The sequence below is a fragment of the Pseudoalteromonas sp. PPB1 genome (assembly GCF_015356275.1).
Taxonomy (GTDB): domain Bacteria; phylum Pseudomonadota; class Gammaproteobacteria; order Enterobacterales; family Alteromonadaceae; genus Pseudoalteromonas; species Pseudoalteromonas rubra_D.
In genome coordinates, this window is record NZ_JACEQV010000005.1 from 25813 (window position 1) to 40240 (window position 14428).

At 47.5% G+C, this 14428-nt stretch carries 10 protein-coding genes; 8 read left to right on the forward strand and 2 right to left on the reverse strand.

Annotation, left to right across the window (positions count from 1 at the left end; translation table 11 throughout):
* Positions 1-93: 93 nt before the first annotated feature.
* On the reverse strand, positions 94-2295 hold the full coding sequence (locus IY568_RS06510) for a TonB-dependent receptor (protein ID WP_416365158.1): 2202 nt from the start codon (positions 2293-2295) through the stop codon (positions 94-96).
* Positions 2296-2711: 416 nt separating this feature from the next.
* On the opposite strand from IY568_RS06510, the gene IY568_RS06515 reads away from it, so the two are divergent.
* The 3 genes from IY568_RS06515 to IY568_RS06525 all read left to right on the forward strand — a co-directional run bounded on the left by IY568_RS06515 (position 2712) and on the right by IY568_RS06525 (position 6607).
* Positions 2712-3716: a LacI family DNA-binding transcriptional regulator gene (locus IY568_RS06515; protein WP_125557227.1), complete on the forward strand. Its 1005-nt coding sequence runs from the start codon at positions 2712-2714 to the stop codon at positions 3714-3716.
* 164 nt (positions 3717-3880) lie between these two features.
* On the forward strand, positions 3881-5116 hold the full coding sequence (locus IY568_RS06520; RefSeq protein WP_125557225.1) for an MFS transporter: 1236 nt from the start codon (positions 3881-3883) through the stop codon (positions 5114-5116).
* Between the two features lie 9 nt (positions 5117-5125).
* Positions 5126-6607, forward strand: a complete 1482-nt coding sequence (locus tag IY568_RS06525; protein ID WP_194867125.1) for a trehalase family glycosidase — start codon at positions 5126-5128, stop codon at positions 6605-6607.
* A gap of 237 nt (positions 6608-6844) precedes the next feature.
* Here the strand turns inward: IY568_RS06525 and IY568_RS06530 are convergent, their stop codons facing one another.
* A complete protein-coding gene (locus IY568_RS06530) occupies positions 6845-7117 on the reverse strand; it encodes a hypothetical protein (protein WP_138537958.1) in 273 nt (90 codons plus the stop codon).
* A gap of 141 nt (positions 7118-7258) precedes the next feature.
* On the opposite strand from IY568_RS06530, the gene IY568_RS06535 reads away from it, so the two are divergent.
* From IY568_RS06535 to IY568_RS06555, 5 genes are all read left to right on the forward strand, one after another.
* The gene (locus IY568_RS06535) at positions 7259-8332 is read left to right on the forward strand and encodes a WD40 repeat domain-containing protein (RefSeq protein ID WP_164517454.1); all 1074 of its coding nucleotides are present in this window, start codon (positions 7259-7261) and stop codon (positions 8330-8332) included.
* Between the two features lie 180 nt (positions 8333-8512).
* Positions 8513-9502 carry a WD40 repeat domain-containing protein gene (locus tag IY568_RS06540; protein ID WP_138537956.1) on the forward strand — a complete coding sequence of 330 codons (990 nt, stop codon included), beginning with the start codon at positions 8513-8515 and terminating at the stop codon, positions 9500-9502.
* Between the two features lie 13 nt (positions 9503-9515).
* Entirely contained in the window at positions 9516-10292 is a 777-nt protein-coding gene (locus IY568_RS06545) for a nuclease-related domain-containing protein (protein WP_194867126.1), read from the forward strand.
* A gap of 285 nt (positions 10293-10577) precedes the next feature.
* Positions 10578-11468 (forward strand): cation diffusion facilitator family transporter, encoded by an 891-nt coding sequence (locus tag IY568_RS06550; protein WP_194867127.1) that lies wholly within the window; start codon positions 10578-10580, stop codon positions 11466-11468.
* Positions 11469-11664: 196 nt separating this feature from the next.
* Positions 11665-14427: an ATP-binding protein gene (locus IY568_RS06555; RefSeq protein WP_194867128.1), complete on the forward strand. Its 2763-nt coding sequence runs from the start codon at positions 11665-11667 to the stop codon at positions 14425-14427.
* Position 14428: the final 1 nt, after the last annotated feature.

Genomic DNA, 14428 nt, shown 5'->3' on the forward strand with positions numbered 1-14428 from the left:
GTCATCATCATATTGTTGTATTAATGAGTTTAGTGATAAAAATAAAAAAGCCCAAGCAAAGTGCCCGGGCTGTCTTATTTTCAGGGTGTGTAGTTAGAAACTGTAGCTGACGCTGAGCTTCACACTACGTGGCATAATGTAGCGGCCATTGGGGGCGTCGGCATTACGCGGATCGCCTTCGGTGATACCTTGTTCATCGGTGAGGTTATCCACTGATACCATGAGTTTTACCTGCTCCGTTGGCTCCAGGGTGAAGCCCAGATCAAACTTCTCGTAGCCATCCAGTACTACTGTGTTCTCATTATTACCAAAACGGTCGTCAACGGCTGAAATTGTGCCGTATACCGTGGCAAACATATCGCCGAGTTCAAACTCGTAACTCGGCGTTACCCTTACCTGCCAGCCAGGCTGACGTTGTGCTTCGTTGCCGATATTGTCCGGGCTTTCTGTGATTTCAGTTTTTTGCCAGGTGGCATTCATATTGACGCTAAAACCAGAGCTATGATTGAAGTTATAATCAACCTCAATACCCATAGCTTCATTGGTCAGGATTTCAGCCGGGTCGCCAGGCTTGCGCACGAAGGTATCGCCTTGCACTTCGTTGGCAAAGAGTGTGGCGAATAAATCGCTGCTTTCACCCATGTATTTGTAGCCAATCTCGGCTTGGGTTACTTCTTTGATCAGGCGTTCACCGCCTTGATAAGCGCCATAGTTGTCGCGGAAATCGTCGAAGTAAGGCATTTTGTAGCCTTTATTCATACGTGCGAACACGCCGCTTTGGTCATCCAGTTTAAAGTCGGCACCCAGAGTCCAGGACGTTTTGCGCTCGTCGTACGTGACAAACTTGTCGATGGTGCCATCCAGGCCTTCATCAACGGAATAGTCTACTTCGTGTTTTTCACTACGCAGGCCGAGATCTAAGGTCAGCGCATCGGTTGCGCGATAGCTATGTGTGGTGTAAAACGCCAATGTGGTTGCATCACCGGTACTGTTGATATCGTAATTAAAGCCACAGCCGTCTTCGCTGTTATTACACTCGATGCCGGTGAGCATTTCACCGCCTGCGGCGAGCACGTGATAGGCGGAATTACCCAGGCTCCACCAGTCTTTTGCTGAGGTAGTGGCTGTATAAACACCAAAGGCACTGTTAACCGACGAGAACTCTTTGCTAATGGCTAAGTCATTGGTAAAAGCCTCAATTTCTTTGAGTACGACCCAGCGGCCATAGTTTTGTACCATGGTATCACCGTCGTAAACTGTACCGGTGACTGAGCCTGTTGCACTGACGCCATCGTCAGCTACACTCGCCAGGGTTGTCGCTGCGCCATCAGGCACCAAACCATAGGTGTTTGCGTCACCGTTGGTCAGGCTAAAACGGTCAATTAACTGCCAGCCGTTAGGTAATTCGAGTTTCAGACTACCGCCTGAGATATGGCCTTTCCAGCCCCGGCCTTCACCTAAATCAACTTCCATATCCTGGCCTGCAACATGGATCACGGCCTGACGATTTAAGGTGCCTAATTGCGTAAAGCCAGCGTCGACACCGTCTACATTAAGTGGGGTTGGCAGGTACCAGGCACCAGTGTCGTCTGTTTGGCGGGTATAGACATTGAACTCACCATTATCAAATTCTTTGGTCAGGTTAATGGTGAACTGGTGGCCCTTTTCAGAGGTGAAGCCTGCATCGCGGATCCCGGAAGAGCGTTTTGCATAGCCACCAATCATGTAATAGAAGTCGTCGCTCAGTTCACCGCTTAGTACGCCGTCGATGCGCTGTAAGCCATAATCTGAAGTGGTATATTTAACAGTGCCTTCGGTCTCTTCTGAGCCACGCTTTAGATGAAAGTTGGTCGTCAAACCTGGTTGACCGTTTGAAACCACCGGGTTAGGACCGCCGCGAAGGCCTTCCATACGGGCAATGGTCTCATCTAGACGGAAAATTGAAGAGTTTTCCAGGAACGACAAAGTGGGAGCGGGGTAAATAGGTGAACCTTGCAGGCTAACGGTCAGGAATGGCGCATCTCCGCCGCCCGGAAAACCCCGGACAAAAACGTTGGCTCCCGATTCACCGCCTGAGCTCTCTACCCAGATACCAGGTACAGATTTAAGTAAATCTGCGGTGCTCTTTGGCGCCAAACGTTCAATTTGGATCGCATCTACGTTGGTTACCGCGAAACTGGCGTCCAGTTTACGAATACCAGCGCCGCCCGGAGTACCGGATACAATGATGGTTTCTACTTTTTTGTCTTGCTTAGTGGCTTGTTGCTCAGCCTGTGCAGCGCCCGATACGGCCATGGCTGCGGCCACCGCGGATGCGATTAAAGAGTATTTATTGCCTAGGTTCACAGGAACTGCCCCCTTGGTTGTCATATGTGTTGTCTGTGTCTGCACAGCTTTGGCTGTGCTCATTGCTATTGTTATGCGCCGCTCTGTCGTGCTCATAATGGCTCTTTCGAACTTATCAGCGCTCAGGTTGCACGCGGCGTCATTTTAAAATAGAACGTTATGCAAACGTTTGCAATAGCCGGTTTGCAACTTTTTTAGCACTTGATGGCAAACCTGTAACTGGACCGATGAGTGAAAAATCAAAAAGAGAAAAGGTAAGACAGGTTAGCAAACGCTGCGCTATAATGCGGTTAATGGGCATCGATATTGCCTTTAAAATTAATATATTCAACTCGTTACAATGGTTCTTTGGTGGTGCGTTATACATGCAGTCAAAAAAAATGAAACTCGCGGATCTGGCAAAATTAGCCGGCGTATCTACGTCAACCGCATCCCGGGCACTGAATAACAATCCGCTTATCAAGGAAGAAACCCGTAAAAAATTGCAGGCGCTGGCCAAAAAGCACAATTTCAGTCTGAATGCCGCTGCCAGCCGATTACGATTGCAAAAAACCAATGTGATAGCGGTACTGATTAACTTCGATGCTGAGACCGAGCAGTCCATCGATGACCCGTTTTTGCTCAAAGTGGTGAGCGATATTAATCTGGCGGTTAATCGCCAGGGGTATGAACTACTGCTCTCTAATTCTTACATGGCAGGTGATGACTGGCACGGTTATTTTATAGATGGTCGTCGGGCCGATGGGGTGATTGTGGTTGGTCAGGGTAAACAGCAGGCGCGTATTGAACGTGCAGCCAGTGCCGGCACGCCGCTGGTGGTATGGGGAGACCCCAAGACGGAGGGGGACTACCCGATTGTCGGAAGTGACAACTACCTGGCCGGTTGCATGGCAACCCAGCATTTACTGGAGCAGGGCGCTCGTCGCTTGCTGTTTATGGGTGATCCGGCGCATGCCGAGCTGGCTGAGCGGTATCGGGGCTTTTGCGAACAGGTGAGTAAAGAGCCACAGGCAAGCGCTTCTTTATTGAAAATCGACATCACCAGCCAGGCTGCCTATGAGATTATCAATCAGACTTTATTGAGAGAAGGGCTAAGCTTTGATGGTATCTTTGCATGTAGTGATATGGTGGCTCTGGGGGCAATGAAGGCGCTCAAAGAGCGTTATGTCAGTATTCCAAACGACGTTCGTATGGTGGGATTTGATGATATTGCAATGGCGGACATTAGCTCGCCATCGCTGACCTCTATACAGCAGAACACCCGCCTGGCCGGGCAGGTACTGGTTGATAAACTTTTAGCGCAATTGAAAGGTGACAAGCCTGATTCTACGCAGCTTGACGTGGAACTTGTGGTGCGTCAATCGAGCTAAGGACTGTCACTTAGGCCGAATTAATCTCAGTAATATTTTTTGCAACGTGCGTTCGGGCTCTGTAAACAAACCGCACAAATTTTTAATTTTAGAATTGCAAACGATTGCAAAAATAAATGGTCGCGGCTAGACTGACTGTTATTGAATGGTTACAGAGTATCCTTATGAAGCACACCAGAGTCGTGCTGGCCATGGCGGCCTGCTACTTTTTGTTTGCGATCTTACTCAACAGTGTTGGCACTGTGATATTACAGGCGATTAATTCCTTTGCTGTATCGAAAGCGCAGGCTGCCAGTCTCGAAGGGTTTAAAGACATTCCTATCGCCATCGTGTCTTTTCTTGTCGCCTCGTTTATCCCGCGCATTGGTTATCGACTAGCGTTGCTAGGGGCGTTATTCCTGGTTGCAGTCATGTGCCTACTGACACCCATGCTTGGGGCTTTCTGGGCGCTAAAAGCTTTGTTTGCCAGTGTCGGTTGTGCGTTTGCGATCGTTAAAGTCACTGTTTACGCCCTCATAGGCCAGGTTACCGAAGATGCGAAGGGGCATTCAAGCTTACTTAACACCATTGAAGGCTTGTTTATGGTTGGGGTGCTGAGTGGGTATTGGATCTTCGCGGCATTTATTGGTGAGCAGGCTGATTCCCTGGCCTGGCTAAATGTCTATTATTTGCTGGGCGCACTAACGCTAGTAACGGCATTGTTGGTTGCCAGTGCTCCGATGAAAAAGCCACACTTCAGTGAAGAGCAGCCGCTAAAAGACGAGTTCGTCGGTATGCTAAAACTGGCTTATCAGCCTTTGGTGCTGGTGTTTGTGTTGTCTGCATTTTTATATGTGCTGATTGAGCAAGGCGTAGGTACCTGGTTGCCAACGTTCAATAACCAGGTGCTGAATCTGCCAGTGGATATTGCGGTTCAGTTAACCAGTATCTTCGCCGCCAGCCTGGCAATAGGTCGTCTGTTAGCAGGTCAGTTACTTAAGCATATTCACTGGTACAGCTTACTGAATGCCTGCCTGATTGGCATGGCAGCACTGGTGCTACTGACACTCCCTATGACTGAAAACCTGCAACCTAAACAAGTAAACAGCCTGTTTGATGCGCCGTTGGCTGCTTATTTAATGCCTTTGATTGGACTGATGATGGCGCCGATTTATCCGGTGATTAACTCAGTAATGTTGAGCAGTCTGGATGAGAGACAGCACGCACCTATGACAGGCCTGATTGTCGTGTTCTCTGCACTGGGCGGAACCACAGGCTCACTGATCACAGGGTTTGTATTTGAATATATTGGTGGTCAACAGGCGTTTTACCTCTCTTTGATCCCCATGTGCGGCATTGCCATTACGTTATTTTTGTTTAAGCGACGCGCTCAGGCACAGGCCAGCGCTTGCGCACTTTAGGAGTTATTGATGCAGTTTGAACAATCAAACTTGTTTAAAGCGGTGCAAACGCAGGGCATTTTTTCTGACAGCAAACAGTTTGCGGATGCGATCCCTAAAACTAGCTGGCAACAGGCTTGCGCATTATACGATCAAGAATCGCCACAGGACTTAGCCGCTTTTGTAACCCGGCACTTTGAATTTGCACCGCAGCCTGAGCTCGCTACGCTGAGCGCAACGTCGGTCAAAGACTACATTAACCAGCTTTGGGGGCGCCTTGAACGCGCACCGCAAACAGGTAACGCCTCTTCATTGTTGGATTTGCCAGCCAGCTATACTGTACCTGGTGGGCGTTTTAATGAAATTTATTACTGGGATAGCTATTTTACCGCGCTGGGCCTGCTTGACGCCGGTCACACTGAACAAGTGTCAAATATGCTTGATAACTTTGTGAGCCTGATAACGCGTATTGGTCACGTTCCAAACGGCAACCGCAGTTATTACACCAGCCGTTCTCAGCCCCCTGTAACAGCACTGATGGTATCTTTGCTATGGCAGACGCATCACCAGGATCAGGCATGGTTGAGCAAAGTGACTGATGCACTGCAAAAAGAACATGCGTTCTGGATGGCGGATAGCGAAAAACTGAATGATGAGCTGACTGAAAGCCGGCGTGTTGTACGTATGCCCTGTGGTGGCGTAATGAACCGTTTCTGGGATGACAGCGCGGAGCCGCGTCCTGAGTCCTATAAAGAAGACATTGAGGCTGCCAGCATGCTGGAGCCAGAACATCGTGCAGTCTTTTATCGAAATATTCGTGCGGCCTGTGAGTCAGGGTGGGATTTCAGTAGTCGCTGGCTGGATGATCCTGCGCAGTTGTGCAGCATTAATACGGTACAACGTATCCCTGTTGACTTAAATGCTTTATTGCAGCAGCTCGAATGGCAGCTCAGTGAATGCTACGCCGCGCTTGGAGATAGTCAGCAAAGTGCGCATTACCTGAGTCTTGTTCAGCAGCGAAAACGCCTGATCCAGGCCTATTTATGGGACAAAGAGCAGGGTTGGTTTATGGATTATCACATTGCTTTGCAAACGCGCAGTCAGGTGATGTCTTTGGCCGGTGTAGTGCCTATGTTTCTTAGCCTGGCAAGCCAGTTCCAGGCTGAAGCTATGGTTCAGCGCCTGGAACAAGATTTTCTTCGAGCGGGTGGGTTAGTGACTACTCTCACTGACACGGCACAGCAGTGGGATAGTCCAAATGGCTGGGCGCCTTTACAGTGGTTTGCTGTTAAGGGGATGCTGAATTATGGTTATAGTAAACTGGCTATCAGTGTCGCCAGACGTTGGTTAGTTATGCTGGAGCGTGACTTTGAACAGCGAGGCTGTTTACTCGAAAAATACAATGTGGTTGAGCCAGGTGTGCGTGCCGGAGGGGGTGAGTACATGGTGCAGCAAGGGTTTGGCTGGACGAATGGGGTAACCAGCCGCTTGTATCAATTGTTGGAAGAGTAGAGGCCTCGTCGAGTAGGTGAGGGCCGGTAACGATGTTAGTTAATATCGCTATATGATGGCCCAAATGAATGTGAGAGCTGCTAAAGTCCAGTAGCCCTCACATTTTTAATTCATCGAAGCGTCAATCGTGGTACGGGTGATACAAACGCATTGATATGCTCATAGAGCCAACAGACACCATCAGAGATGCCAACTTAACCTCTTACATTGACCACCTTTCGAAGCGCGACTGGTCACTCAATCCATAAAAGCAACACGTACGATAATGGCGCCAATGACGATAACAAATAACACCAGCTCCAGCTTATAAACGACGGAACGTGTCTCCCTTTGTGCCTTGTTTTTGGCTATGTCCTTTTTTATATTGGTACCTTCTGGGTGCCTTTTCTCATAGGCCTGGTTTGCTTTCTCAGCGAATTTTTTGCGCTTGTCAGGACTGAGCGCTTTATTTAATGCCGCGCCATGGTCTGACACATGACCTTTGGCCGCGCGTTTTGGTGGACTAGGCATAGTGGCCTCCCCAACGAACCCCTTACGTTAAGTATAGCGCCAGATAGAGAAGACTGGCAGCATACTCCGCTGCCAGGGGAAATAAGAGACGCTGCCTAATGAACCAGTTCACGGCAAGCAGGTCAAAAGGTATACATTTGGGTGATATTTGTACATTACACTCTATTACATGAAAAACAGGCGGTGGTTCTGGTGACTCAATCGGCAAAACATCTCTTGATAGGTTTGGTTTTAATGGCTGTGATGGGGTTAGCCGGATGTGATGCGCCAATTCAAAATAGTGAAACTCAAATCGTCAGCTTGCAACAAAACGCGGTTCAGGGCCAGTTTTCGGTAGATGGCAACTTTGCCATTTTACACAATCCGGGTGACAAACTTGCGGTATACCATATCAATACTCAGACCCTTTTATTTGCTGTGGCTGACCCCTTTAGCGGGCTCGATAATGCCAAGGGTAAAATATTGGCGTTTAGTCTCAGTGAAGACAATAAGCGACTAGCAATAGGTTACCGAAAATCGGTGGAGCTATGGGATGTTGAACACGGGCTGCAATTGGGGTCAGTTGCGGTACACCCTTCGTCTGAGCTGGCAAAGGTATCGGCATTACGCTTATATAGTCGTCCCAATCTGTTATTAGCAGGGTTAAACGACGGCACCGTTAATTTACTGGATTTGGACAATCAGTTAGTAAAAACGGCGAGGTTCCATGACAGCAAAGTAATGCATGTGGCGATGAGTGGGCAAGGCCAAAGTATACTGAGCGCTGGGCACGATGGCCTGGTCCTGTTATATGATGCCCGCACTATGATGACAAAGCGGCGTTTTGATTTTGGCCGCCGAATTACCAGCATCGCGCACAGTACGGATCAGACCCAGCTGTTTGCTTCCGATGCACTCAATGAACAGCGTATTTTCTCCGTATACTCAGATGCCGAATATGACGTTAATTTACACTACCCAGAGCGTTTCAGGTGGTTTAGAGCGGCTGCGTTTAGTTCAGATCTGCGTTATTTGGCAACGGGATCGACAAAAGCCTGGTGGACTTTGTGGGATGCGCAAAGCGGTCAGGAAATTGGCGCTTATGCTATTCAGGCTCAGAGTCGCGATGCTACTGTGCTTGATATGCATACTAATTCTCAAGGTGAACTGCTCACGCTCAGTAGTGACGGTTTTGTTGAGTTGTGGCAGATCAGTACCTTACTAAATCGTGAGTGAGGGCTGGTGTGGTTCTTGCTGGCGATAGCTCAGGTGTGGTGTTATCGAGATGTAATAGAAACAGGAACGGGTTTCTTCTACCCTCTGTCTTGTTAAACTAGGTATACGTTTTCAGGTGTACTTTTTACTCTCAGTTAATACACGTATAATGGCGGTTTTAGTGGTGTCACGAGTAGAGTTATGTGGTTAAAGGTAATGCTGGCGGCATTGTGTGTGATAATGTTGAGCGCATGCAATGAGGAAATCCAGCTAAGTCAGGGTAATGTTGGCAGACTGAATGACAGTGGCATTGCGATAGGCCATTTCTCAAAAGACGGGACTAAGCTCGTCACATTTGACAATCAAAAACAAATTCAGGTTTGGGATGTAGCCACACAACAGGTCGAGTTTTCAGTGCCCAAAGAAAAGACGCCTGAGTTTGTTCGAGATATAGCGCTGTCTGAAGATTTAAAGATGTTAGTGATTGCCAGTGAGTCAGAATTGGCTTTTTGGTCACTGAGTAAAGGTAAGTTAGTGACCAAAGTTGCATTTGGTGGAGTAACACCTGGTGCAGTGATCACGGCTATGGCCATATCGCCTAAAAATGATAAAGCCATCGTGGCGATGGCGGATGGCACCATCAATATGGCCGATTTACATACTCAGATAAACAACCGATTTGCGCCGCACTCGCGACCGGTTCAGCATGTGTTTTGGGATGATAAGGGCGAACTCTTTGTGACCGGCGCTCAGGATGGCAAACTGGCACTGTGGAAATTTGGCTCGGCAGAACCTATTTTTATGAAAGAGTTTGATCATCGGGTGACCAGTGTTGCAGTGCGGGATGACTTCTCTGCCTTGTTTGCGTCTGATGCTTTGAATGAACAGGTTGTTACATCCCTGACCGATGGACAGAGTATCAGTGAGCTACAGTATATGTCGCGTTTTAAAGTATTTCGTAAAGCGCTGTTTATTAAAGGGAGTGAGCTGCTCGCAACGTCTTCGTCAAAATCGCATTTGACCATCTGGAATGCGAAAAATGGCGAGGAGCTGGGTACCTGGCAAATTAACTTTGTTCACGATGGGGCGACCATAGTGGATATGTATGCGGCGGATAGAGATACCCTCCTGACATTAAGTAGTGACGGTATTTTAGAAGCCTGGACGCTTAACGCATTAGCTCAACGCTAAAAAAGGTGGCGGTATGGTTAGATGGATTTTGGTTTGCGTGTTTATCGTCAGCACTCATGTGTTGAGTGCAGAGCCAACTTCTGGCAACGAGCCAGATAAAGGCGCTGATGTACAGATAACCAATGCCGCGTCGCACCAGGCGGATGTTCTGACTAAGGTACAACCTGATGTGCAATCTCAACCAGAGTTCACCGCGTTTAATCTGATTGCGTTGTGCTTTTTGGTTTATCTTATATGGACTGCTGCGCGTTACATTTATATGCGCAAACGTGAAGCCAATAAAGCACAGGCTGATAAGCTGAAATGGCAGGTTTACCGCAGCTTAACGACATCGCTGGACGCAAAACACTATACCATTCTCACTCGTCATTTGTATCCGGAACAGCTCGAAGCTTTGTCCTTGGATTGTGTTGTGTTGTCTCCATTTGGCATTTTTGTTGTGATGGTGGTTGAGCAAAGTGGGTTGATTGCTGTTGAAACAGACAGTCAGGTTTGGCCTTGTCGGCATAAGAACAAGACTCACTACCTGGCAAATCCGCTCACGGCAGCGGCACAACGCGCCTCGACACTGGCTGGTGTGTTGAACACGCCATTTGGTGTACGTTGGTTAGCGGTGTTTCCTGATGACGCAGAGTTTAGCCCAACCCGGCCGACAGATTGCTGTAAGGTTAGTGAAGTTTCTCTGGATATACTCAGGTATACCCGGTGTCAGTTTAGCCATGAGCAAGTAAGTTTGTTTGAGCAGGCTGTTTTAAGCTATGGGCAAGGCCATAAGCGATTGAGTGCCTGAATAAAATCTTGCGTCAGCCCTTCTGATGGAGGTTAATCTAAGTCAATAGGCTGGCTACTCACTGCCTTCAATACATTTTATTTTGATTATATTTCGCACGATCAGTGTCATTTACTAAATTTTGGACCTATTTTCGCCGAGATTTGTAGACGTAGGATACGCTATTGAAATAATCAGATTGATATTACTACTGACATTTTTGATGCGCGGGCGTTGAAATCAGGGTACAATTGCGACTCTTTATCATTTCCCCAGCTGTATTTTATAAGGCATTAAACCGCTCGAATGACCGATCTGACAACACACCAAGCGTCTCGTAATCGACTCCTTATCGCCCTCGCGCTCACATGTACCTTTATGATTATTCAGGTTGTAGGTGCCTATTATGCCAATTCATTGGCTGTGCTAGCCGATGCCGGGCATTTATTTGTGCATAATAGCTCTTTGCTCATTGCGTTAATCGCCTCGTCTGTTGCAATCAAGTTGGCAAAAACCTACAGCGACGGATATAAAAAGGCAGAGTACACTGGCGGTCTGTTTAATGGACTGCTGTATCTATCTATTGCTGCAATTATCTTGCTTGAGGGCGGTGAGCGGCTAGGACATCATGCTGAGGGCTATGACCTTAATGTGAACGCCTTCGCGATGTCGAGTATTGCAGCAGTCGGGTTCTTGTTTCATGGTGCCTCGGCATGGGTGTTATACAAGGGGCGTAAAGATAGCATCAATGTTTATGCGGTTTTTCTGCACTCTTTTTTTGATTTGCTTTCTACTATTTCTACCTTTGTTGCGGGTGTACTGATCCACCTGACTAACTGGCAGGTTATTGATATTGCCTCGAGCATGCTTATATCTGTGTTTGTTTTGTTCACTGGGGTTAAAGTGATCTATACCTGTATTCAGGGTCTTACGGAAAAAGCACAAATGCTTCCGGCTGTCGAAAAACTGGAACAGCTGATCCTGTCGACTGAACACGTTGAGAGTGTTCACAACATTACTGTCACTATGCTGGACAATCAGTTAACCGTTGGGGCGCATATTGTGCTTAAACATCACTGCACGATTGAAATGCACGATGAAGCGTGTCGCCTCGAAGTAGAACGTGCTTTGATGAACACCTATGCGGTTAAACAATGCGTTTTGCAAATAGAAAGCCACGATTGTCCGGATCACTAAACTTGGCAAAAGTCAGTTTTTCCTTTACTTTTTAACAGTATCAGTAAAAAAATTGCAAGCTAATCAAAATGAGCAACACAGGTTTTTGTGTTGTAGGTGATAACTTGTATAGCTGATCGAAACTCAGGGCCTGCGTAGTACTCATAAGGTGAGGTGCAGGTTCCTGTAGGTGTTAAGTTCAAGAGGAGCCTGAGTATTGTTCGGGAAAATAACAGCATTACCTAAGATCGCGATTGCGGTTGTGCTCGGGTTGTTAGGTGGCTTTGCTAACCTTCTGCCCCTATGGTTCCTGGATAGTTCCGAGTTTCTGCTTGGTCAGCTGTTCGTTATTCTTGCATTGATGTCGCTGGGCTGGCGCTATGCTTTATTGTGTGTAGCAATTGGTGCGGCCTTTATATTTTACCGCTGGGGACACTGTTGGCCATCTACGGTGTTTTTGTTAGAAATTGCCTGGCTACAGATCTTTTGTGTCAGACCTAACAAACCTTTATTTATGCGGGGCCTGGCATTTTGGGTGCTGTTTGGGATCCCATTACTCTTCCTGTTCGGTAAGTTTGCCCTTGACCTCAACTTACTGGTTATTATGACGGCGCTGGCCAAGTACTTCATTAATGCCGCTATATGCCTGGTTATTGTCGACTTACTGTCATTATTTTTATTCAAACAACTGTGGCAGGCGAAGCCACTGTATCGCATTTTGAATTACATGATCAGTCACCTTATTATTCTGGTGGTGCTGGTGACAACGATTATGCTGACCAATAGCCACTATGAACGTATAGAATATGAGGTGAGAGCGCAGCTGAGTGATGTTGCGAACACAACGGCGCAGCGGATAGACAGCTTTCTTGGTAATCATCGCCGTGCTTTGGCAGATGCTGCGCACAATATTGAAGCCGGGTTGGATCAACAGCATACAATCACACGTCTGGTCGAGTCCTATCCGAATATCCGCACTGCCATCACCGCGGATGAATCCGGGCTGGTTACACACTTTTACCCCGATACGCTTAGGACCAGCCTTGCTGGCGAAGTGCCGGCAGTATCCGATCGTCAGTATTTTATTCAGGCACCGTATTATCCCAATGGGTTTGTGTCGGGCATTTTTCGGGGTAGGGGGTTTGGTGATGATTCGATTGTCGCTATTTCTGCCCCCATCTATGAGAGAGGGAACTTTGCCGGGATTGTGGAAGGGTCCGTATTTTTTAATACATTTGAGCAATTTATTCCTCGTATTTTGTCGCACCTGGGACACTTGATGATCCTGGATAGCGAAAATAAAGTGGTATTTAGCTCCCTGAAATCTGACTTTAATACGCTCGATGAACTGGACGAAGCGACGTTAAATTCGCTGACCAATGATGATTTGAATCTGTATGTTGGTAAGACGGAAGAGGTGTTTTACCGTCGTGGTGTGCGTTCTGAGGAGTTTAGCTGGCAGGTCATCAGTCTGGTGGAGCGCAAGTATGTCAATATGGCGGTTGCATCGGCCTGGGGACAGTCTTTTTTCCTGGCTCTGTTTATTATTGCATTGAGCAGCGTTTTGGTTAGCAAATTAACCCGTATGCTGATCAACCCAATGCATGATCTTAGTAGTCGGCTGAACGGGTTTGACCCGGCCAGTCGTAATGATGATTTGTCTCCTCGCGAAGAAGCAACCTTTCTTGAAGTGATTACGTTGCAGCAGCAATTTACCCAGCTGGCGTTTAAGTTGTCTATGAGCTTCAAAAAGTTGCAAAAAGCCAATCAGGAAAATCAGTCGCTTAATGCTCAGCTCACCAACTTTAATGCCCAATTAGAGAGCCAGGTGCAGGAGAAAACTGAAGAGCTAATTGATGCACTCGACAGGGCCAATAAAGCGAGTTCAGCAAAAAGTTTGTTTTTGGCCAATATGAGTCATGAAATACGCACACCGCTCAATGGGATAATTGGCATGACCGCAGATATGCAGCGGCACACCCATGACACAGAGGTTGCTGAGTCTTTGCAGATCATTTATCAGTCTGCGCATAACCTGCTGCTGATCCTGAACGATATTCTTGATTACTCCAAAATTGAAGCTGGCGCCCTGGAGCTGGACAGGCACGATGTTGCCTTTCGTAAGATGTTACATTCACTGACCACGTCCTTTTGCAAAACTGGCGTGAAGGCTGGGGTGACATTTAGCTATGAGGTTAACGACTCTATTCCAGAGTACCTCAAGCTGGATGAGTTGAGGGTGACGCAAATCATTAACAACTTGCTCAGTAATGCAGGCAAGTTCACTGAGCAGGGTAGTATTAAGCTCAGTGCCTGTTACGTCAACGAAGCCTTGCATATTGATATCTCTGACACCGGAGTAGGGATTGCGAAAGAGAAACAGAAGCAGCTATTTGGAGAGTTTATTCAGGCTGATGTTTCTACAACACGTAAATATGGTGGCACAGGGCTTGGCCTGACAATATGTAAACGCCTGGCTGAGGCAATGGGGGGGACAATTAGTTTAGAAAGTGAGGCCGGCAGAGGCAGCACGTTTACTGTGATTTTGCCTGCCAGTCCGGGTGAAGCGCAGCAAGACGAAAAACAGCATGTCAGTGCACCGGATCTGAATGGTGTGAATGTGTTACTGGTTGAAGACAACCCAATCAACCAGATCGTAGCGGCAAAATTGATGGAACATACAGGCTGCAATTTGACTAAAGCAAATGACGGCCTGGATGCGCTGTCTGTCTTAGAGGGAAACCATATGCCCGTTATCCTGATGGATTGTCAGATGCCGAATATGGATGGATTTGATTGCACTCGTCGGATCCGGCAAAACCCTGACCTATACGGTACACCTTATATCATTGCCATCACAGCCAATGCCTTCAATGAGGACAAAGTGAAATGTTTGCAGGTAGGGATGGATGACTTTGTTTCTAAGCCCATTGAGCCTGATGCCCTGTATCAATGCCTGGCTCGATGGCGTAGCGCATAAC